This is a genomic window from Cupriavidus sp. FW306-1B-F12B (genome assembly GCF_058781795.1).
On the sequence record NZ_JBYSXC010000014.1, the window covers coordinates 60,160 to 81,274 of the forward strand.

Annotated in this window: 20 protein-coding genes; 9 read left to right on the forward strand and 11 right to left on the reverse strand. The window is 67.1% G+C overall.

Annotated elements, in window-relative coordinates; translation table 11 throughout:
* Positions 1-10 precede the first annotated feature (10 nt).
* The 8 genes from kdpB (at position 11) to AC3WLE_RS22185 (ending at position 9,371) form a co-directional block, all read left to right on the forward strand.
* On the forward strand, positions 11-2,236 hold the full coding sequence (gene kdpB, locus AC3WLE_RS22150; RefSeq protein WP_492319182.1) for a potassium-transporting ATPase subunit KdpB: 2,226 nt from the start codon (positions 11-13) through the stop codon (positions 2,234-2,236).
* Between the two features lie 25 nt (positions 2,237-2,261).
* Entirely contained in the window at positions 2,262-2,885 is a 624-nt protein-coding gene (gene kdpC / locus AC3WLE_RS22155; protein WP_492319181.1) for a potassium-transporting ATPase subunit KdpC, read from the forward strand.
* Positions 2,886-2,954: 69 nt separating this feature from the next.
* Positions 2,955-5,804, forward strand: a complete 2,850-nt coding sequence (locus tag AC3WLE_RS22160) for a DUF4118 domain-containing protein (RefSeq protein ID WP_492356134.1) — start codon at positions 2,955-2,957, stop codon at positions 5,802-5,804.
* A gap of 27 nt (positions 5,805-5,831) precedes the next feature.
* Positions 5,832-6,527: a two-component system response regulator KdpE gene (gene kdpE, locus AC3WLE_RS22165; RefSeq protein ID WP_492319179.1), complete on the forward strand. Its 696-nt coding sequence runs from the start codon at positions 5,832-5,834 to the stop codon at positions 6,525-6,527.
* 132 nt (positions 6,528-6,659) lie between these two features.
* A complete protein-coding gene (locus AC3WLE_RS22170) occupies positions 6,660-7,445 on the forward strand; it encodes a TorF family putative porin (protein ID WP_492363594.1) in 786 nt (261 codons plus the stop codon).
* Positions 7,446-7,587: 142 nt separating this feature from the next.
* Positions 7,588-7,944 (forward strand): hypothetical protein, encoded by a 357-nt coding sequence (locus AC3WLE_RS22175; protein WP_492319270.1) that lies wholly within the window; start codon positions 7,588-7,590, stop codon positions 7,942-7,944.
* Positions 7,931-8,899, forward strand: a complete 969-nt coding sequence (gene dapA, locus AC3WLE_RS22180; RefSeq protein ID WP_492356415.1) for a 4-hydroxy-tetrahydrodipicolinate synthase — start codon at positions 7,931-7,933, stop codon at positions 8,897-8,899. The genes AC3WLE_RS22175 and dapA overlap by 14 nt, the downstream gene beginning before the upstream one ends.
* A gap of 337 nt (positions 8,900-9,236) precedes the next feature.
* Positions 9,237-9,371, forward strand: coding sequence for an alpha/beta fold hydrolase (locus tag AC3WLE_RS22185; protein ID WP_492319176.1), 135 nt, complete (start codon positions 9,237-9,239; stop codon positions 9,369-9,371).
* Between the two features lie 100 nt (positions 9,372-9,471).
* Here AC3WLE_RS22185 and AC3WLE_RS22190 read toward each other — a convergent pair whose 3' ends face one another.
* From AC3WLE_RS22190 to AC3WLE_RS22210, 5 genes are all read right to left on the reverse strand, one after another.
* On the reverse strand, positions 9,472-10,347 hold the full coding sequence (locus tag AC3WLE_RS22190) for an ABC transporter permease subunit (protein WP_010813419.1): 876 nt from the start codon (positions 10,345-10,347) through the stop codon (positions 9,472-9,474).
* Between the two features lie 10 nt (positions 10,348-10,357).
* Positions 10,358-11,134: a taurine ABC transporter ATP-binding protein gene (locus AC3WLE_RS22195; RefSeq protein WP_010813418.1), complete on the reverse strand. Its 777-nt coding sequence runs from the start codon at positions 11,132-11,134 to the stop codon at positions 10,358-10,360.
* Between the two features lie 86 nt (positions 11,135-11,220).
* Positions 11,221-12,219, reverse strand: coding sequence for a taurine ABC transporter substrate-binding protein (gene tauA / locus AC3WLE_RS22200; RefSeq protein WP_492319175.1), 999 nt, complete (start codon positions 12,217-12,219; stop codon positions 11,221-11,223).
* A 270-nt stretch (positions 12,220-12,489) separates the two neighbouring features.
* Complete coding sequence (locus tag AC3WLE_RS22205) at positions 12,490-13,470, reverse strand: ABC transporter substrate-binding protein (RefSeq protein WP_492319174.1); 981 nt, start codon at positions 13,468-13,470, stop codon at positions 12,490-12,492.
* A 156-nt stretch (positions 13,471-13,626) separates the two neighbouring features.
* Positions 13,627-14,046, reverse strand: a complete 420-nt coding sequence (locus AC3WLE_RS22210; protein ID WP_492319173.1) for a DUF1801 domain-containing protein — start codon at positions 14,044-14,046, stop codon at positions 13,627-13,629.
* A gap of 220 nt (positions 14,047-14,266) precedes the next feature.
* Between AC3WLE_RS22210 and AC3WLE_RS22215 the strand changes: the two genes are divergently transcribed.
* On the forward strand, positions 14,267-14,737 hold the full coding sequence (locus AC3WLE_RS22215; RefSeq protein WP_492350927.1) for a DUF1801 domain-containing protein: 471 nt from the start codon (positions 14,267-14,269) through the stop codon (positions 14,735-14,737).
* Positions 14,738-14,747: 10 nt separating this feature from the next.
* Here the strand turns inward: AC3WLE_RS22215 and AC3WLE_RS22220 are convergent, their stop codons facing one another.
* The 6 genes from AC3WLE_RS22220 to AC3WLE_RS22245 all read right to left on the reverse strand — a co-directional run bounded on the left by AC3WLE_RS22220 (position 14,748) and on the right by AC3WLE_RS22245 (position 21,077).
* On the reverse strand, positions 14,748-15,512 hold the full coding sequence (locus AC3WLE_RS22220; RefSeq protein ID WP_492319171.1) for a fumarylacetoacetate hydrolase family protein: 765 nt from the start codon (positions 15,510-15,512) through the stop codon (positions 14,748-14,750).
* Positions 15,509-16,939 carry an amidase gene (locus AC3WLE_RS22225; protein ID WP_492356416.1) on the reverse strand — a complete coding sequence of 477 codons (1,431 nt, stop codon included), beginning with the start codon at positions 16,937-16,939 and terminating at the stop codon, positions 15,509-15,511. Before AC3WLE_RS22225 ends, AC3WLE_RS22220 begins: the two co-directional genes overlap by 4 nt.
* A 24-nt stretch (positions 16,940-16,963) precedes the next feature.
* Positions 16,964-18,046, reverse strand: coding sequence for a TRAP transporter substrate-binding protein (locus AC3WLE_RS22230; RefSeq protein WP_492356417.1), 1,083 nt, complete (start codon positions 18,044-18,046; stop codon positions 16,964-16,966).
* Between the two features lie 17 nt (positions 18,047-18,063).
* The gene (locus tag AC3WLE_RS22235) at positions 18,064-19,371 is read right to left on the reverse strand and encodes a TRAP transporter large permease (RefSeq protein WP_011616863.1); all 1,308 of its coding nucleotides are present in this window, start codon (positions 19,369-19,371) and stop codon (positions 18,064-18,066) included.
* Entirely contained in the window at positions 19,368-20,027 is a 660-nt protein-coding gene (locus AC3WLE_RS22240; RefSeq protein ID WP_492319168.1) for a TRAP transporter small permease subunit, read from the reverse strand. Before AC3WLE_RS22240 ends, AC3WLE_RS22235 begins: the two co-directional genes overlap by 4 nt.
* Positions 20,028-20,129: 102 nt before the next feature.
* Positions 20,130-21,077: an IclR family transcriptional regulator gene (locus AC3WLE_RS22245; RefSeq protein WP_492356418.1), complete on the reverse strand. Its 948-nt coding sequence runs from the start codon at positions 21,075-21,077 to the stop codon at positions 20,130-20,132.
* Positions 21,078-21,115 lie beyond the last annotated feature (38 nt).

The window sequence follows — 21,115 nt, forward strand, 5'->3', positions numbered from 1 at the left end:
CGGAGAAACCATGCAACAAGATTCGATGGCCCCGGTGGCCAAGCGCGGCGCCAACACGGCTGAAGCGTCTTCCTCCAACACGATTCAGGCAAAGAGCGCGCCGGTGTCCGACCGGCAACACGGCTCCCACCATCATCGCCCGCCGGCGCGCAGCATGTTCGCGCCGGAGCTGGTGAAGCCCGCGCTGGTCGCGGCCTTCAGGAAGTTGTCGCCGCGCGACCAGCTGCGCAACCCGGTGATGTTCGTGGTCTACGTGGGCAGCATCCTGACGACGATCCTTTTCCTGAAGGCCATGGCCGCGCCGGCGGCAGCCCCCGGTGGGGAATCCGCGGGCTTCATCCTGGCGGTGTCGGTGTGGCTGTGGTTCACGGTGCTGTTCGCGAACTTTGCCGAGGCACTTGCCGAAGGCCGGAGCAAGCAGCAGGCGGAGGCGCTGCGCGGCCTGAAGACCACGGTCACCGCACGTGTGCTGAAAGACGGCAAGCGTGGCGGTGCCACCGAAGCGCGCCCCGCGACGGCACTGCGCCGCGGTGACGTGGTGCTGGTGCAGGCCGGCGAGATGATCCCCGGCGACGGCGAAGTGATCGACGGCGTGGCCTCGGTCGACGAAAGCGCCATCACCGGCGAATCGGCGCCCGTGATCCGCGAGTCGGGCGGTGACTTCTCGTCGGTGACCGGCGGTACGCGCGTGCTGTCCGACTGGATCGTGGCGCGTATCACGACCAACCCGGGCGAGAGCTTCATCGACCGCATGATCACGATGGTTGAAGGCGCCAACCGGCAAAAGACACCGAACGAACTGGCCCTGACGATCCTGCTGGTCGGGCTGACCATCGTGCTGCTGCTGGCCACTGCCACGCTGCAGCCGTTCTCGCTCTACAGCGTGCTGGTGGCAAAGGCAGGCGTGCCGGTGACGATCACGGTACTGGTGGCCCTGCTGGTCTGCCTGATTCCCACCACCATCGGCGGGCTGCTGTCAGCCATTGGCGTGGCGGGCATGAGCCGGATGATGGAAGCCAACGTGATTGCCACCTCGGGCCGTGCGGTCGAAGCCGCTGGTGACGTGGACGTGCTGCTGCTCGACAAGACCGGCACCATTACCCATGGCAACCGCCAGGCATCGCGCTTCATCCCGGCCCCGGGCGTGTCGCCGCTGCAGCTCGCGGAAGCGGCGTGGCTGTCGTCGCTGGCCGACGAGACCCCGGAAGGCCGCAGCATCATCACGCTGGCACGCCAGCTGCCGGGGCTGGCGGCACCGGTGATGGCAAGCCTGAAGCCGGAATTCGTGCCGTTCAGCGCCCAGACCCGCATGAGCGGGGTTGACCTGAGCGATGGCGGCGGCGAGCGTCACGTGCGCAAGGGTGCGGCCGATGCCGTGCGCCGCTACGTCACGGAACGCGCCGGCAAGTTCCCCGATGCGGTCCTGCAAGCCGTCGATGAGGTCGCCCGCGCCGGCAGCACGCCGCTGGTGGTAGCCGACGCCAACGGTGATTCGGTGCGCGTGCTTGGCGTGATCGAGCTGAAAGACATCGTCAAGACCGGCATTCGCGAGCGCTTCGGCGAACTGCGCAAGATGGGCATCAAGACCGTGATGATCACCGGCGACAACCGGCTGACGGCGGCGTCGATTGCGGCGGAAGCCGGCGTTGACGACTTCCTGGCCGAAGCCACGCCGGAAGCCAAGCTCAAGCTGATCCGCCAGTACCAGGCCGACGGGCGGCTGGTCGCGATGACCGGAGACGGCACCAACGACGCCCCGGCACTGGCCCAGGCCGACGTGGCCGTGGCGATGAACAGCGGCACGCAGGCGGCCAAGGAAGCCGGCAACATGGTGGACCTGGACAGCAACCCGACCAAGCTGATCGAGATCGTCGAGATCGGCAAGCAGATGCTGATGACGCGCGGCTCGCTGACGACCTTCAGCGTGGCCAACGACATCGCCAAGTACTTCGCGATCATCCCGGCGGCGTTTGCCACCACCTATCCGCAGCTCAACCTGCTCAATGTGATGGGGCTCGCCACGCCGGCGTCGGCCATCATGTCGGCGGTGATCTTCAACGCGCTCATCATCGTCGTGCTGATCCCGCTTGCGCTCAAGGGCGTGGTCTACCGGCCGCTGGGCGCCGCGGTGCTGCTGCGCCGCAACCTGCTGGTCTACGGCCTGGGCGGCATCCTGGTGCCGTTTGCCGGCATCAAGCTGATCGACATGATCCTGGCCCTGTTTGGCTGGGCCTGATTTTCTGCCACGATTCGGAGTTTCCATGAATACGCAAGTGCAGTCCCCGCAGCCGTCGCCGGCACCCGTGCAAGGTGGCTTGCTGCGGCCGATGTTGGTGGTGTTCGTTGGCCTTTCGCTGGTGACCGGCCTGCTCTATCCCGGCGCGATCACGGCAATCTCCAAGGCCGTGTTCCCGCATCAGGCAGCCGGCTCGCTGATCGAGAAGGATGGCAGGACAGTTGGCTCGGAACTGATCGGCCAGCCGTTCTCCGACCCGAAGTACTTCTGGGGCCGGCTGTCGGCCACGGCGCCGATGCCGTATAACGCTGCGGCTTCGGCGGGATCCAACCTGGGCCCCACCAATCCGGCGCTGACCGATGCCGCGCGCGCGCGCGTCGACGCCCTGCACGCCGCGGATCCCGACAACCAGGCCCCCGTGCCGGTGGACCTGGTCACCGCCTCCGGCAGCGGGCTCGACCCGCACATCAGCCCTGCGGCCGCTGAGTACCAGGCGGCGCGCATCGCCCGCGCCAGGGGGATTCCGATCGAACAGGTGAAGCAACTGATTGCGGCAAATACCGAAACGCCGCGACTGTCGGTCCTGGGCGGTCCGGGAGTCAATGTCCTGAAGCTGAACCTTGGCCTGGATGCCATTGCACGGAAATAGCCCAGTGCCGGGACGCGGATGCGAAGCAGAACCGGTTTGCCAATGCCAGCATAGAGGGTGAGCCGACCGATGCCTGATGTCGAATTGCGCGAAGCCGGCGCGCGCCCCGACCCCGATGCCCTGCTCCAGATGGTGCAGGAAGAAGGCGCTCGCGCTTCGCGCGGCAAGCTCAGGGTCTACTTTGGCGCATCCGCCGGGGTCGGCAAGACCTTCGCCATGCTCACCGCCGCGCGGGCGGCGTCCGCGCAGGGCACCGATGTCGTCATCGGCATCGTGGAGACCCACGGCCGCGCCGAGACCGAAGCGCTGATCGCCGGTATCGAGCGCTTGCCGATGAAGGACGTGCCATACCGCGAGCGGGTCCTGCAGGAGTTCGACCTGGACGCGGCGCTGGCCCGGCAACCGGCCCTGGTCCTGGTTGACGAACTGGCCCATTCCAACGCACCGGGCAGTCGCCATCCCAAGCGGTGGCAGGACATCCAGGAACTGCAGTCCGCCGGGATCGACGTCTGGACCACGGTCAATGTGCAGCATCTGGACAGCCTGAACGAGGCCGTGGGCGGCATCACCGGCATCCGCGTCTGGGAAACCGTGCCGGACGTTGTCTTCGACAGCGCCGACGAGGTCGTGCTGGTGGACCTGCCGGCCGACGAACTGCTGCGCCGGCTCAAGGAAGGCAAGGTCTATCTGCCGGAGCAGGCGCGGCACGCGGCGCGCAATTTTTTCCGAAAGGGCAATCTGATCGCCCTGCGCGAACTGGCGCTGCGCCGGACCGCCGACCGGGTGGACTCCGATGTGCGGGCATGGCGTCAGTCCGAAGCCGTGCAAGGCGTGTGGCGGACCCGGGAGGCCGTGCTGGCTTGCATCGGCAGTGGCGACGATGCCGAACAGGTCGTCAGGAGCGCGCGCCGGCTAGCCGGCCAGCTCGATTGCGACTGGCATGTGGTGACCATCGCCACACCCAGGCTGGCACCCCCGTCCGATTTCGCCAAGACGCGCCTGCAGACTGCCATGCGTCTCGCTGAGGAGTTGGGCGCACGCACCGAGACCCTGGCGGGCAACGACATGGTCCAGGCCGTCGTGGGGTACGTGCGCCGCCACAACCTGACCAAAGTGGTCATCGGCCGTGCGCCGGCGGACTGGCGCCGGGGCGGCGCCTCCCTCGCGGAGCGGGCCCGCGCCCTTCTCGGCCTGGCCTTGACGCCATTCGTGAACGCGCCGGCGTGGCTGTTCGGCCGCCGCAGCTTTGCCGATGCGCTGGCGATCGGGTGTCCGGAGATCGACATCATCCGCGTTGCGGCGGACACGACGCGGGTGGATCTTCGCCCGCGCCATGGCACTGAAGAGCCAGACGCCCCTGCGCCAGGCGACGGCGCCACGCGCCGAGACTATCTGTGGGCAGTGGTATGGTGCACCGGTGCCACGGCGCTGTCGGCCCTCGCGTTTCCATGGTTCGACGTCGTCAACATTGCCATGCTGTTTCTGGCGGCAGTGGTCGGCGTCGCGCTTCGCCATGGCCGCGGACCTGCGGCGCTGGCTTCGGTATTGGCCGTTGCCGCTTTCGATTTCTTCTTCGTACCGCCGCGGCTGTCGTTCGCCGTCAGCGACGTGCAGTATCTGCTGACGTTCCTGGTGCTGCTATCCGTCGGGCTGGTCATCGGGCAACTGACGGCCGGTTTGCGCGAACAGGCGCAGGTGGCGGTGCAGCGCGAGAACGATGCCCGCACGCTGTATGAACTGGCCCGCGAACTCTCCGCGGCGCTGATGCCGGACCAGATTGTTTCGATCGCCAGCCGTTTCCTGCGCGCTGCCTTCGATGCCAATTCAGCCTTCTTCCTGGTTTCCCCGGAAGGCCGCCTGCTGCCGCCCGTGTCTGATGTCGAGCAGCATGACACCGGGACGAGAACCGACTCGATCGACCGTGTCCTGGCGGAGTGGGTATTCGATCACGGCCAGCCCGCAGGCACCGGCACGCACACATTGCCAGGCAGCACCGTGCTGTATCTGCCATTGAAGGCGCCGATGCAGACCCGTGGCGTGCTGGCGGTCGAGCCCGCGGTATCACACGCCTTGGCGCAGCCCGCGCTGCGGCGCCAGGTCGATGTGTTCTGCACGCTGATCGCGATCGCCATCGAGCGCCTGCATTACGTCGAAGTGGCGCAGCAGGCCCTGCTGTCGATGGAATCAGAGCGCCTGCGCAGCTCATTGCTGGCCGCTGTCTCCCATGACCTGCGCACCCCGCTGACCAGCCTGATCGGCATGGCGGAAACCATGCAGCGCAGCGATCCCGGGCTGACTCCGTCGCTGGCCGAGACCGCCGCCGCCATGCTGGAGCAGGCCAGGCGCATGCGCACGATGGTGGTGAACCTGCTGGACATGGCCAGGCTGCAGGGCCGGGAAGTCCGGACCAGCAAGGAGTGGCAATCGGTGGAGGAGCTCGTTGGCGCCAGCCTGGCGGCCATGCGCGATGCGCTCGAGCACCACCGCGTGGTTGTCGCCGACTTGTCCCGGGTACCCCTGGTCGAATGCGACGCCGTGCTGATCGAGCGCGTGCTGTGCAACCTGCTGGAGAATGCCGCCAAATACACGCCCGCCGGCACGGAGATCCGGCTCTCGGCCGCGCCGGTCGACGACGAGATCAGGATTGCGGTAGAGGATGATGGCCCCGGCGTGCCCAAGGGCAAGGAACGGCAGATCTTCGAGAAATTCACGCGCGGTGAGCGCGAATCCGCGACCGCGGGTGTCGGCCTGGGTCTCGCCGTATGCGAGGCAATCGTGCAAGCCCATGGCGGGCGCATCTGGGTGGAACCCGCGCAACGCCCGGACCGGCCCGGCGGCCAGGCGGGCGCGCGCTTCGTGGTAGCGTTGCCGCGTGGAAATCCGCCGGCGGTGGAGCCGGAGCAGACTGATGCTGCCTAGGGTCTCGCGCAAAAAGAGAGGGAGTTGATGCCATTTGATTTTTCCCCGACAGTCCTGCTGGTTGAGGATGAGCCGCATATCCGGCGCTTTGTCCGCTCGACCCTGGAGTCCGAAGGTTGCACGGTGCACGAGGCGGAATCGCTCAAGCGCGGACTGATCGAGGCAGGCACCCGGCAACCTGACCTCGTCATTCTCGACCTGGGCTTGCCGGACGGAGACGGGGTGAGATTGATCAGCGAGATCCGTACGTGGACTGACGTACCGGTGCTGGTCCTGTCGGCACGTAGCGGAGAAGCCGACAAGATCGGTGCGCTGGATGCCGGCGCGGATGACTACCTGACCAAGCCCTTTGGCGTCGGTGAACTGGTCGCGCGCCTGCGCGTGCTGCTGCGCCGGCATGCCAGGGCCAACGCTCACGGTTCCCGCCAGATCCTGTTCGGCGACGTGCAGGTTGACCTGGCCAGCCGCGTCGTCACCCGTTCGGGACAGGCCGTGCACCTGACGCCGATCGAGTATCGGCTGCTTGCGGTTCTGATCGCCCACCGCGGCAAGGTGATGACGCACCGGGAATTGCTGCGGGAGGTGTGGGGACCCTCCCAGGCCGAAAGCAGCCAGTACCTGCGCGTCTATATGGGGCATCTGCGGCACAAGCTCGAAGCGGATCCGGCGCGGCCCGCCCACTTGCTGACCGAAATCGGGCTGGGCTACCGGTTTGCCGGGTAGCGCTGAAATCCAGGCGCATTGATTGGATTTGTACGCGGGCACCGCGGCTTTTGATACCGTTTTTACGCGTCAGGCCATATCGTGGCGAGGCTCCCTGCAACGGGGATTTTTTCAACTCTCGCCACAACAACAATGACTGACCTGCGCCAAACCGCGGCCACGCTGCTCGCATGTTCCGCATCTTCCATCCTTTTCGCTGCCATGCCGGCCATGGCGCAATCCCAGCCTGACGCCGCGCCGTCCCCGCATACGTTCACGGCCAACGTGTCGCTGGTCTCGGACTACCGCTATCGCGGCATCAGCCAGACCAACCTGCGCCCGGCCATCCAGGGTGGCTTTGACTACGCCCACGAAAGCGGCTTCTATGTGGGCAACTGGAACTCCAGCATCAGCTGGCTCGAGGATGCCAACCCGGCGGTCTCGGCCCCGGTCGAAATGGATTTCTACGGCGGCTTCAAGAACACCTTCAAGGTCGCCGGCACCGAGTTCAACTATGACCTGGGCGTGCTCGAGTACTACTACCCGGGCGGCTACAACAACCCGCGCCCCTACACCACGGAACTGTACGCCGGCATCGGCTGGGGCCCGGTCATGCTCAAGTACTCGCACTCGGTCACCAACCTGTTTGGCTGGGCCGACAGCAAGAACAGCTACTACGTCGATCTGAGCGCCAATGTCCCGCTGAATTTCTGGGACCTGACGCTGAACGCGCACGTCGGCTACCAGGGCGTCAAGCATAACAGCGACGCCTCGTACACCGACTGGAAGATCGGCCTGACCAAGGACCTGGGCAAGGGCTTCGCGCTGGCGGTTGCCTATGTCGATACCAACGCCAAGGAAGTGGCCTACACCAGCGCCAACCGCGGCCGCTACCTGGGCAAGGCCACGGCCTGGGCGTCGCTGACGAAGACGTTCTGAGCGCGAGCGCCTTGCCAGCGGCGCTGATCTTGATGCGGATTTAACGCCAAGGCCCAACATCCTTGCATCAAATTTAGACGGCGCTGGCTAGCATAAAGCCATGTCCAACACGCGACCCGCTACCGCGCCGGTCCATCCAATCATGCGACAGTCAAGCCTGGCCGTTGATACTGTTCCCCGACGTACCGCCCTGCGCAGCAGCAAGGCCACCATGCCCGCGCTGCGCGCGGTCTCCCAGCCCGCACCGGCCTGGATCCGCATGCGTCTTGCGGTGGCATCCACCGAAGTGTTCGGCCTGCGGCAGACCATGCACCGGGTGCTCGGTGAACTGGCCCGCGTCTATGTGGTGAACGTGGACTACCGGCACGGCGAAACCACGCTGCACGTGGAGATCGCACGCGCGGACCGCGACGCGGCCATGCACGCCATCATGACGGCCTTTCCGGCGGCGGAGTTCGGCGTCACGACAGCCCTGGGAGACAACCATGTGGCGCACTGAGGAAGAGAGCGTTTCCGGTGCCGCCGTGCACGCCTGCACCGGTATCGCAGCGGTTTCCCGCCAGTCGCCATGGGGCATCTGGGTGCCCATGGTCACGCCAATGCGTGCCGGCTCGCTGGACCTGCCGGGCGCCGCCAGGCTGGCCGAGAGTTACCTCGAGGCAGGCGTGAACGGCCTGATCATCTTGGGCACGACCGGCGAGGGAAGCCTGCTTTCCACGCACGAGCGGCAAGTCTTCACGGCGGCAGTGCTCGAGGCCGTCCACGGCGAGCTGCCGGTGATGGCTGGCGTCGGCGCGGTCGATACCCGCGCGGTGTGCGCGCAAGTTGCCGAACTGGACGGCTTTGACCTTGCCGGCTACCTGGTGCCGCCGCCCTGCTACCTGCGGCCCTCCGATGCGGGAATCGTGTGGCATTTCAATGAAGTGGCGTGCGCAACCGAACGCCCCCTGATGCTGTACAACGTGCCGAAGCGAACTGGCTGTGCGATGTCGCCTGCGCTGATCCGATCTCTGCTCGCGCAGCCGCAGATCTCGGCGGTCAAGGAGTGCGACGCCGGCAATCTCGGGGCCCTTGTCAACGATCCGCATGTCACCGTGCTGTGCGGCGAGGATGCGGCCCTGCTGGATCACCTGCTTGCGGGAGGCGCCGGCGTGATCGCCGCGTCCTCGCATATTCGTCCGGATTTGTTCGTGCGCCTGCTGCATCTGGCACAGACAGGACGCTTCCGCGCGGCCCGCGCCTTGTTCGCGAAGCTCGCGCCGTTGATCTCGCTGATGTTCGCGGAGCCGAATCCGGCACCGGTGAAAGCTGCCCTGGCGCTCTCCGGCGTGATCTCCCCGGAAACCCGCCTGCCGTTGCAGCCGGCAAGTCCCGCGCTGGTCCAGAGGCTGGAAGAGGCCATGGCCCTGCTTCCTCCGCCTTCCGTGGCACGGGATGAGCATCTGGCGGCCTAGAGGCTGGCCCTCCCTGCGAGGCGACGATGAAACCTCCTGTCCCACTCTTCTTCACCTGCACGGCGTGCGGGCACATCCACTCCGAAATCCTGCAGGATATGGTCTCGGGAAAGCTGCCTCAGCCACTGACTTGCCCCGCTTGCCACCGGGGACTGAGCATCGACTGGAACTGGATCACTGACCAGGCCGAGCAGCTGGGACTCAGCAAGCCCGCATCGCTGGCCTCGGGCAATGCTCTACGCCGTCTCTCAGACTGACACCGCGGCAGCATCGCGGGCGCGATCATCGCCTGCAAGCGGGCGCGGCTTACGCCGTCTCGGGCCTGCACGGAGATGCCGTGCGGCAGCGCGCCATACAGGTCGCCAAGTGCGGCGGCGTGGTGGTGCCGGACTGCGGCCACTTCATCATGGAAGAGGCACCGGAGGCCTTCATGGCGGAACTGCTGCCGTTCCTGGAAGCGCAGGCGCGATGATGAAGGCCGCGCTGCGGGCGTAACGCCGGAAAACGGCAAGGACTGGCCGTCAGCCAGTCCTTGCCCAACACCCAGGTCGCAGCTTGACTACATCCTCACCTCACATCCGTCCCTTCCAGGGCACCAGGACCTTCGCCAGCTTGCGCATCAGCAGGTCGAACACGTAGGCGATCAGCCCGATCAGCACGATGCCCATGATCACCACGTCGGTGCGCAGGAAGTTGGAGGCATTGAGCACCATCTGGCCAAGGCCGGCGGTGGCGGCCACCATTTCAGCGGCGACCAGGGTGGTCCAGCCGAAGCCTATGGCGATGCGCATCCCGGTCAGGATATCGGGCAGCGCGGCGGGGATCACCACATGGCGGACCACCTGCCACGGCGTGGCGCCCATCGAGTAAGCCGCGTTGATCTGCTCGATGGTGACCGAGCGCACGCCGGCCTGGGCCGACATGGCCAGCGGCGCGAAGCAGGCCAGGAAGATCAGCAGCACTTTCGAGGTCTCGTCGATGCCGAACCAGATCACGATCAGCGGCAGGTATGCCAGCGGCGGCAAGGGGCGGTAGAACTCGATCGGCGGATCGAACACGCCGCGTGCGATGCGCGACACCCCCATCATCACGCCGACCGGCACCGCCGTGACCACCGCCAGCCCGAAGGCGCCGAACACGCGCATCATGCTGGCCGCGAAATGCTCGGTCAGCGGCTGGCCGCCTTGCAGGTTGCCCTGCCAGGCATCGATAAAGGCGGTGACGATGGACTCAGGCGTGGGCAGGAACAGCGGCGGCAGCCAGCGCAGGTGGCTGGCGAGCCACCACAGCGCGAGCAGCAGCACCACGGTGATGGTGGAGATGCGTGAGCTTGACCCCTCGCCGGGCAGGCGGTAGCCCGAGACGGTCTTCATTTGCTGGCTGGCCCCGGCCGCGGCGGCTTTGGTGACGCGCGGCGTGGGTTCGATGCGTTGGACGGAAGCGGGCATCTCGTGTTCCTCAGGCGGTTGCATGGATCAGATCAATGATCTCTTCGCGATAGCGGATGAACTCCGGGTCGGCCTTGACTGCACGGGCGTCACCGCATTCGATGAAGCGCCGCGCGAACGGCAGTTCATAGGTGTGCGCGATGCGGCCAGGCGACGGCGTCATGACAATCAGCCGCGTGGCCAGGAACAGCGCCTCTTCCACGCTGTGCGTGATAAAGAAGACGATCTTCTGTTCCTTGGCCCAGAGCTTGAGAATCAGCGCCTGGATCGATTCGCGCGTCAGCGCGTCGAGCGCGCCCAGCGGCTCGTCCATCAGCATCACCGCCGGATCACAGGCGAGCGCGCGGGCAATCCCGACGCGCTGCTGCATGCCGCCCGAGAGCTGATAGACCGGCTTGCCGGCGACGTCTTCCAGACCGACCGCGGCCAGCTTCTCATGCGCGACCCGCATCCGTTCGGCACGCGACACCCCACGCAGGCGCAACCCCAGCGCGACGTTGTCCGCCACGCTGAGCCACGGCATCAGGGCGTGCTTCTGGAACACCACGCCGCGTTCGGCACCCGGCCCGCGCACCACCTTGCCGGACAGCCGGATCTCGCCTTCCGAAGGCTCCATGAAACCTGCGATGCACGACAGCAAGGTGGTCTTGCCGCAGCCCGAGGCACCGAGCGCCACGACGAAATCGCCGCGCTCCATGGTGAGGTTGACTTGCGACAGGGCCAGCGTTTTGGCGCCGCCCGCGACGCCGTAGTTGACACTGAGATTATCGATTTCAAGCTTGTACATGATGGGCTTCCGCAACAGGACTTTCGGGGCGGCCGCGCCGGACTGGCTTGCGCGCGGCGGCCATCTTCAGCGCGATGGGCGCGGCGTCAGCGCAACGCCCGCTTTGCCCATTCCGCGTTGACGCCCGGGCCATAGTCCGGCAGGACGGTCTGGATGGTGCCCTGCTCCTTGAGGAACTGCGCCGCGGACTGCAGCGCGCGCGCCGCGCCGCCGCCCAGCCAGCGCTCCGACACCTGCTCCTGCAGCGTGGGGAAGGCGTACAGCGCCATGCTCGCGGGTACCGTCTCGGGCTTGGCGCCAGACACCTTGGCCACCGCCTTCACCATGGGCGAATCGGGGGTCCAGGACGCCTTGTTCTTGCGGTAGTTTTCATCGGCGGCGGCCAGCACGCGCACCAGCTTGACCATGAACTCCGGGTTCTCGCGGGCAAACTTCTTGTTGGCGATCATGCCGTCGAAGGTGGCCTTGCCGGTGTCGGCGGCAATCTGGCCGGAGGTCATCAGCACGGTGCCTGACTGCTTGAGCTTGGCCAGCACCGGGTCCCAGATAAAGGTGGCGTCGATGTCGCCACGCTCCCAGGCGGCGGCTACCTCGGGCGGGCGCATGTTGACGATGCGGACGTCCTTCGGATTGATCTTGGCGCGCTCCAGCGCGACCAGCGTGTGGTAGTGCGTGGTCGACACGAAGGGCACGCCGACGCGCTTGCCCTTCAGGTCGGCGACGCTGGCGATCTTGCTGCCATTGCGCGCCACCATCGCCTCGGCTGCGTTGATGTCGTCCAGGATCCAGAACAGTTCGACATCCAGCCCTTGCGACAGCGCCGACGCAATCGGCGAGGTGCCGGCCTCGCCAATGGCGATCTGGCCCGAAGCCATGGCGCGGATCACGTCCCCGCCGCCGCCGAACTGCCGGAACGAGACCGTGTAGCCAGTCTGCTTTTCCAGCTCCTTCATGTCCTGTGCGTAGCGCCAGGGCACCACCATGTCCTGGTAAGCAATTACTACATTCTTGTTCTGGGCGTGTGCGGCTGGCGCCAGCGCGGCCACCAGGGCGAAATACGTCGCTATCTGCTTGATCCACCGCATGGTTTTGCTCCTCGGAAGGGGAAATATGTTTGGGGGTCACGGCTTTATAGGTGAGGGCCATTCCGGGCCTATAGGACCAGTTGCCCGGATTCGCTGGGACCAGAACGGTCCACGCCAGCGCAGGCCGCGCCAGGCCGTGAAATGGGCTGGCGCGAGGCGGCGTCAATCATGGAAATCCTTAGCGGCCTCCGGCGAGGCCATGGTTGTGCCGGAGGCGCTTGCCGAGGCCGTCGATGGACTCAGTGCACGGCCTGGCGCCGCCCGCGGCGGTCAGCCGGTAAGGGAGAACCCGGAGTCGAAGGTCTGCCGCACATCGAGCCGCTGCTTGAGCAACCCAGCTTTCTGGTAGAAGTCCGCCGTGCGCTGCTGCTCGGCGATCAGCTCGGCATCGATCTGCCGCCATTGCGTGTGCCGCCGCTCGAACTGCAGCCGTGCCGCCTGCGGCGGGATCCCGATGATGCGGGCGAGGGCCGCCGAGAACTCCGGCACATGCTGGTAGGACCATTGCTGCGCACGCACCACCCGGCGCAGGAAGTCTTGCAGCACCGCGCGCTTGGACGCCAGCGCGGCATCGGTGGCTGCCAGGTAGCTAAGGCCGGACCACAGCCCGCGTCCGCTGACCAGCACGCGCGCGTGGCCGCTGGTTTCCGCCATCGCGGTATAGGGTTCCCACGTCGCCCACGCATCCACCGAGCCGCTGCTCAACGCGAGCTTGGCATCCGCCGGCGGCAGGAAGCGCAGGTTGGCGTCCTCCGGCTTCAGCCCCGCGGATTCCAGCGCCTTGAGCGTCACCAGGTGGCCGATCGAGCCGCGGTTGGTGCCGATGCTCTTGCCTTTCAGGTCGGCCGCCTGCCGCAGCGGCGAGTCGGGCCGCACCAGGATTGCCGTGCCGTAGGGATCAGAGCGGTTGGCGCCGATCAGCTTGATCCGCGTGCCGGCCGCGAGCGCGAAGATCGCCGGGGCATCGCCGATCGGGCCGCTGTCGACCGCGCCCGCGTTCAGCGCCTCGGCAAGCGGTGCCGCGGCAGGGAACTCGGTCCATTGAATGTCGTAGTTCAGGCCGTCGAGCGCGTTGGCGGACTCGAGCAGCGCGCGCAGGCCGCCCTTCTGGTCGCCGGCTTTCAGGACCGGGCGCCCCTGCGCTTGCGCATTGCCGGTGGCGAACGTGGTGAAGGAAAGGATGGGGCCGGAGGCGAGCGCGGCCGTGGCGGCGGCGCCCTGGCGCAGGAACTGTCGTCGGGAAGCGGTCATGGCATTCGCGGGGAGATGGAAACCCACGAACGTACGCGCGCAGCACGCGAAAACCAACGAAGAAAACCGGCATTCCATATGCGTGGAGCATGCCGCCCGGGACGTTCTTTGCGATGCTCAGGCGCGCGCCCGCACGCCCGGACGCTTCGTGTCCCTTTACTCTTTGCTCTCTTGTGCTTTCGCCCGGGTAGCCGCGGACGGTGCCTTCTTCTTCGACTTGCCCTGATTGAACGCAATCGCGGCACGGATGAGATTCTTCATGGCACGCGCATCAATCTTGTCGCCCTCGAAGAGATCGATCGCACGCCACTTGTTGCCGCCGAGGCCGGCGTTGAAGAGCTTGTCGGGATCCGGCAGGCTCGCCCCGTTGGTGAAGGTGATCTTCACCTTCTCCTTGTGCGCGTTGGCGACCGCGATCATGCCGTCGCGTGACCACACCGGGCTTCCCATCCATTTCCATTCCTCGATGATCTCGCCGTCGGCCTCGAGGATGGTCTTGCGGAGCTTGGCCAGCGTCTTGCCACGCCAGTCAGTGAGTCCTGCGATCAGCTCGTCGATATGTTCCGATGGATTCATGGATGCCTATTCCTCGAATTTGTCCCGCGCATGAGGCAGCTCGCGTCCGGCCATGACAGAGAGCATTCCGGTCGATCCCTCGTTCGTTGCCCGATCCGTTTCAGCAGGTTAGCATAGCCCGATTGTCGTGCTTCAAGCACTGTCGTCAGCGGCTATGTCTGCCCTGGGCGACTTGGCCTGTCTGTCAGGTGGTTAGCGTGTATTCGATGGAGTGAAGGCAATGGCGAACCAACCATCCAGGAAGCCGGCGCACGCCGCAACGAAGACTCCGGCCACGCGGGCCGCTGCCAGCCCGCCCCTGCTCGCAGGCGGCAACCCCCAGATCGCGAAGGCCGACGGAGATGCCCCCGTGCAGGCCTATATCGCCGCCATGCCGGGCTGGAAACACGACGCCGGGCGCCGTCTCGACGCGCTCATCGAGCGCAACGTTCCCAACGTCCGCAAGGCAGTGAGGTGGAACTCGCCGTTCTATGGCATCGAGGGCCAGGGCTGGTTCCTCAGCTTCCATTGCATGACGAAGTACATCAAGGTGGCCTTCTTCCGTGGCATGTCGCTGCGCCCTGTTCCCCCCGTCGAATCCAAGGACAAGAACACGCGCTACTTCCACATCCACGAAGACGACGAGCTTGACGAGGCGCTGGTGGCAAGCTGGGTCCGGCAGGCATCGGAGCTGCCTGGCTGGGTTCCGTAAGCCCCCGCCCTCAGAACCACGCCGCAAGCGTCCCCAGCCCTTCGATCCCGGCGCTGACGCGGGTTCCGGCAGAGGCAAAGAGCAGACCGGTGCAGGTGCCGGTGGTCACCACTTGCCCGGCTTTCAGCCCCGCCCCGCGCGCGGCGCAGTGGTTGGCCAGCCAGACCAGCAGCGCGCCGACATCAGGGCTCTGGTGCCCGCCGACGGTATGCGCCACGGTGCGCCGGCCAAAGCGCAGCGTGGCCTCCAGCGCGCCCAGGTGCAGCCACTCGCGCGCGAACGGCGTGGGGCGCCCCATCACCAGTGCGCCATGGCTGAGCAGGTCGGCCAGCTGCGCATCGCTGCCGGCCCCGAGCCAGTCCTCCAGGCGGCTTTCCACGACTTCAATGACAGGCACCACCAGCGCGAGCGCGGCCTCGATGTCCCGGCGCGCATAAGGCCGGCCGCGCGGCGGCAGGCTGGCGCCGAGCACAAAGGCAACCTCTACCTCGATGCCGCGCAGGCGCCAGGCCGGCCCCCGCAGGGCCACGCCATCCGGCAGCAGGCCGGCCGCCGGCAACGGCGCACAGGCGGGTTCCTGGCCCGGCCCCCTCGCACCAACCTTCCAGCCGCCAATGGGACCGATCATGGCAAGCGTGGCATCCTGCACGGCGTAGCTGCCGCCGTGCGCAAGCGGGTGCAACAGTGCCGGATCGACGCGCTCGCCGCGCGCACGCGCGACGCACAGCATCTGCGCGAGCGCCGCCGGCGTACCTGGCGCGACCAGGGTCTTCATTGGCCCTGCCCGTCGAGCGGGAACCCAGGCGGCCTCGGGAAAGCCTGCTCGAACTGGCGCGCGATTGCCAGCAGCAGCGCATCCTCGGCCGGCGCCGCCACCAGCTGGATGCCAACCGGCAAGCCCTCTGCCTCACCGCACGGCAGCGAGATCGCGGGCAGCCCGGCAGCATTGGCAAACGCGGTGAATATCGCATGGCCACGCGGCCCGACCTCGCGGCCTTCGATCACAGGCGGGTGCGACTGTGCGGCCGGCCATGGCAATGCCGCTGCGGCGGGCGTCAGCAGCAGGTCGTAGCGTGCGAACAGCAAGGAAAGCTCGCTGCGCAGACGCTCCACGGCCATCAGCAGATCAAACAGCTGCACGGCACGCAGGCCCGCGCCTGCCGATGCATTGGCCTGCGTGGCCGCACCGAACGTGCCCGCATCGAGCGGCGGGCAGAACGGCAGTTGCGCGCCGCCCTGCTCCACCAGCCAGGCCAGTCCTGCCTGCGACAACAGCGACCACTTGGCATTGGTCGCTTCCGCCAGCTCGAACGCCTGCGCGGTATCCACCGTGTGGCCAAGTTCACGCAGTCCTTGCGCTGCCTGCCCGGTCAAGGCAGCGATGCGCGCATCCACCGGATGATCGCCGAAGCGGGGCACGTGCAAGACCCGGCATGGCCGCGGCGGCATCTGCAGCGGCACGCCGGCAAAGCGCCGGGAATCGGGATCGCGCGGGTCGGGCTGGCCCAGCGCCTCGGCCATGGCCATCGCATCGGCCATGCAGCGGGCCAGCGGGCCGACCACTTCATAGCGCATGAAGATCTCGGGCAACCCGCTGCCGCGCGGCAGCCGTCCGGGCGACGGCTTGAAGCCCACCAGCCCGGTATGCGAGGCCGGGCGCCGGATCGAGCCGCCGCCGTCGGTGCCCAGCGCCAGCGGGCAGCAGCCCGATGCCACCGCCGCCACCGCGCCGCCGGAAGACCCGCCCGGCGTCAGGGCCGGCTGCCAGGGATTGCCGGTTGTGCCGAAGACGAGGTTGTCGGTATAGCCCTGCATGGCGAACTCCGGCACATTGGTCTTGCCGAAGATCAGCGCCCCGGCCGCGCGCAGGCGCGCCACCGGCAGTTCGTCGCGGTCCGGGACAAAGCCCGCCAGCGCGCGGCTGCCCCAATGCGTGGGCAGGCCGCGCACGTGCAGGTTGTCCTTGACGGTGACCGGCACGCCATCGAGCGCACCCAGCGGCTCGCCACGGCGCCAGCGCGAGGTGCTCTCCTGTGCCGCCGCGATGGCGCCTTCAGTATCGAATGCGATCACGGCGTTCAGCGCCGGATTGCAGTGCGCCGTGCGCGCCAGGCAGGACGCCAGCGCCTGTTGCGGCGTGAAGCGGCCGGTGGCGTAGCCGTCGGTGAGCGCATGTGCCGGCAGTTTCCAAAGATCATCCATCGTCGTCTCCGCCGTCCTCAGTGTTCACTTGAGCCCGACCAGCGGCCCGATGGTCTGCTTCCAGATGGCCGAGCATTGCGGGTAGGACTTGTCGCAGACCTCGGTCCAGGTCGGCAGCGAGACCGTGGTCAGCGCGTCGCGCACCAGCTGCAGGTCGGCCGGACGCACGGGCACCTCCTTCATGGCGAACTTCTTGCCGGTCTTGCACGGCTCTTTGCCGACGTTGCAGCGCGAGGCATCCTCGAACAATTCGCGCGAATAGGACCAGGTATCGCGCTCGAAACGCTGGAAGGCCTCGGCCAGGCGCGTTTGCTGCTCGGGCGGCAGCGCGTTCCAGCGGCTGAGCTTGATGGCGTAGGCATTGAGCGCGATCTGGAAGCCGACTGGCATGAAGTATGAGGTGACCTCGGGCCATCCCGCCGTGTTCGCCGAGCTCGGGCCGGTGATCGCGCAATCGGTGACGCCGCGCTCGAGCGCCTGCTGGGTCTCGCCGAAGGGGATCGTCACCGGAATGCCGCCGAGCTTCTCGATGAACTTGGCCAGGGACTGGTCGTAGACGCGCACCTTCTTGCCCTTCAGGTCGGCCAGGCCGCCGATCGGCGACTTGCAGAACACCACCTGCGGCCCGAACGGCCAGATCCCGAGCAGCTTGGCGCCGTAGCGTTCCTGCAGGCGCTTGTCGAAGGCATTGCGGTAGGCATCCACGGCCTTGCTGGCCGAGCCGTAGTCGGTGCTCAGGCCAACGATGTCCGGCCCGAGGAAGAATGGCTCGTCGCGCGAGACCTGGGCCAGGCGCAGGCTGACGATGTCGAACAGCCCGGAGCGGAGCACGCGCAGGCCGTCTGAATCCTTGATGCCGAGCACATCCATCGGCTTGTAGTCGGCATCGATCGGCAGGCCGGTGTTCCTGGCGAAGTTCTCGAAAAAGGGCTGCTCCTTGTTCTGCTGGATCAGGCCGGTCGCGACGAGGTTGCCGGCTACCCGCAGCTTCGTTTGCTGGGCAGGCTGGGCCGGCTGTGCCTGGGCAGTGCCCGGCGGCAGCACGGCGGCAGCGCAGGCGACATGGGCGGCCGCGATCAGCGCGCCGGCGATTCGTTTGGCGTTCATGGGAGCTTCCTTGGAGGTCAATGCCCGAACATCAGGTTGGGCAGGTAGGTGGCAATCGCCGGGAAATGGATCAGCACGGCGGTCATCACCACCATGGCGGCAAAGAACGGCAGCGTGCCCTGGAAGACTTCATTGATCGATCCTTCGCCGCGCACGCCCTGGATCACGTAGAGCGTCATGCCGATCGGCGGGCTGATCAGCGAGATCTCGCACATCAGCACCATGAACACGCCGAAGAACACGGGATCGATGCCGGCCGCCTGCACGATCGGGAAGACCACCGGGACCGTGCCGACCAGCATCGGCATGGTCTCCAGCGCGATGCCCAGCACCAGGTAGAGGGCTGCCAGCAGCCACAGCAACACCGCCGGCGACACGTCCACCTGCTTCATCAGGCCGGCCAGCGCCTGCGGCACCCCCAGCATGGAGAGCACGAAGTTCAGGTAGAGCGCGGCCACCAGGATCAGCGCGGTCATCGCCGTCAGGCGCAGCGTGGAGCGGAAGCAGTCGTGCAGCATGGCGACGCTGAGCTTGCCGTAGGCGGCCGCCACCGGCAGGCACACCAGCACGCCGAGCGCGGCGCTCTCGGTGACCGTGGCCCAGCCGGTGTAGATGCTGCCCATCACCACCGTGAACACCAGCAGCGGACCCGCCAGGTGGCGCGAGTTGCTCAGCCTGGCGAGCAGCGGCACACGGGCCTCGCGCGGGCCGCCCGCCGCGGGCTTCCACAGGCAGATCAGCAGGATCGTGGCCAGGAACAGCACGGTCATGATGGCCCCGGGCAGCACGCCCGCCACATACAGCCGCGCCGCCGAAGTATTGGTCATCGAGCCGTAGATGATGAAGGCCACGCCGGGCGGGATCAGGTTGCCCAGGCTGGCGCCGGCCGCGATCGAGCCCAGCACCATGCGCTGGTCATAGCCGCGATTGCGGAAGGAAGGCAGCGCGACCGTGGAAATCGTCGCCGCGGTGGCCACCGATGACCCGGACACCGCCGAGAACAATGCCGAGGCACCGATATTGGTATGCAGCAGGCCGCCCGGCAGGCGGTTCAGCCAGTCGCCGAGCGACTGGTACATCTTGTCCGTCGCGCCGCCGCGCATCAGGATCTCGCCCAGCAGGATGTAGAGCGGGATCGACAGCAGCAGGTAGTCCTCGCCGGCCGCCCACAACTGTTCGCCCAATGCGTCGATCGCGGGCATGCCGAAATAGGCCAGCGCCCCGGCCACGCCCACCACCAGCATGCTGGTGGCCACATGGAAGCCAAGGAACATCAGCCCCAGCATCAGGCACAGCCCGAGCAGGATTTCAATGGGACCGATCATGCTGCCGCTCCTTCGCTCTTGCCTTCAGCGCTGCCCTGGCCCGCGCCATTGCCCTCAGCGGGCGCGGCGGCAACGCGGATGTCCGCCTCCGCCTCGATCTCCTCGGCCAGGGTCTGCGGCCCGAACTGGCTGTTCAGGCGGGCCCAGTCGCGCCGCACCAGCAGCTGCAGGGCGTGCCAGGCGGCGCAGGCCGCCACCAGTGCGAACAGGGAATAGCCGGCCAGCCACAGGGTCTGGGGCATCCACAGGGGCGTGGCAAGCGGCGTGGACGCGGTGCTGTGCAGGTCGATGGTGTCCACCAGCACATGGCCGGCGCGCCAGACGCAGAGTCCGGCCACGGCAGCCAGGCTCAGCATCGCCAGCAGGTTGAGCACGGCCCGCACCTTGACCGGAAAGCGCGTCAGCAGGAAGTCCACCCGGGTATGGCCGCGCCCGACCAGGGTGTAGGCAAAGCCGCACGTGCCAAGGATGGCGTAGGTATAGCCGCCGATTTCATCGATGCCCTGCAAGCTGAAGCCGCCCAGCTTGCGCCCGAGCATTTCGACGCAGGTCGCCACCGACAGCACGATCAGCCACCATCCGCACAGGATGGCTATACGGTCAATGCCGGCGGCAAGCCGTCGGCTCCAGGGGGTATCGGCAAGCAGGGTCTTCATGGTGCGGGGGCCGGTCGTGACATTGCTTCCATTGAAGCGCATGGCCAGACCCGCGCGGCGGCTTTCCCGCACGCCGGAACTTCTTGAATAAACCCTTAGGAATCAACAGCTTTCCGGCGCGCCCGCGTGGAAAGGCAAGGACGCTGCGGGCACTGGCATCGGGCAGGGCACGCGGGTGCAGCGCCCGCCGTAGGCAGCGCTGATCTCTGTGGCAGCCCAACGCACCCAGGCGCCAAGCTCATCGAAACGGGCACGCACGATGCGCTGGCTGGAACCGGCCAGCGAGACCGCGGCGAAGGGCCGGCCGTGCTCGTCACAAATCGCGGCGGCAATGCAGCACAGGCCGACCGCATTCTGCTCGTCGTCCACCGCATATCCGCGCCGGCGCACTTCGGCCAGGGTCTCATGCAGGCGCGAGGGGCGCGCAATGGTGTTGTTGGTCAGGCGCGGGAGGCCAAAGGTGCGCAGGTATTGCAGCACGTCGGGCTCGCTCTTGGCGGCCAGCACCGCCTGGCCCATGGCCGTGCCATGCAGCGGCGCGCGCTGGCCCGGCCTGGCCAGCGCGCGGCTGCCGTGGGGGCCTTCTGCCTGGCAGGCGAAAACAATCTGCCCGTCGCTGGCCACGCCCAGGTTGACGGTCTCCCCGGACAGCGCGCTCAACCGTTGCATCACCGGCAGGGCGAGTTCGCTGATGCGGCGCCGGCGGGCGAAAGCGGCACCCACCGAGAAGCAACGCACGCCCACGTACCACAGGCTGCGCTCGCGATCGAACTGGACAAACTGGCGTTGCTCGAGCGTGGTCAGCAGGCGATGGACGGTCGATGTAGACAGGCCGCTGCGTGCCGCCAGATCCACCAGCCGGTAGCCCTCGTCGTCATCGGACAACAGCTCGATCAGCTGGAGCGCCCGCGTCAGGGACTGCACGGTGCTGTCGCCGTCCCGGCACTCCCGCCCTTCCCGTGACGGCGGGTCGGTGCTGGCGGCAGGCGCCACCGCCCGTGTTGCGGCTTCTTTCCTGGCCTCCCTTGTCCTGGTCGTGGTGCCTGCCATGTGAATCCCCTTGCTTGCGTTGCCGCACGCGGACGCAA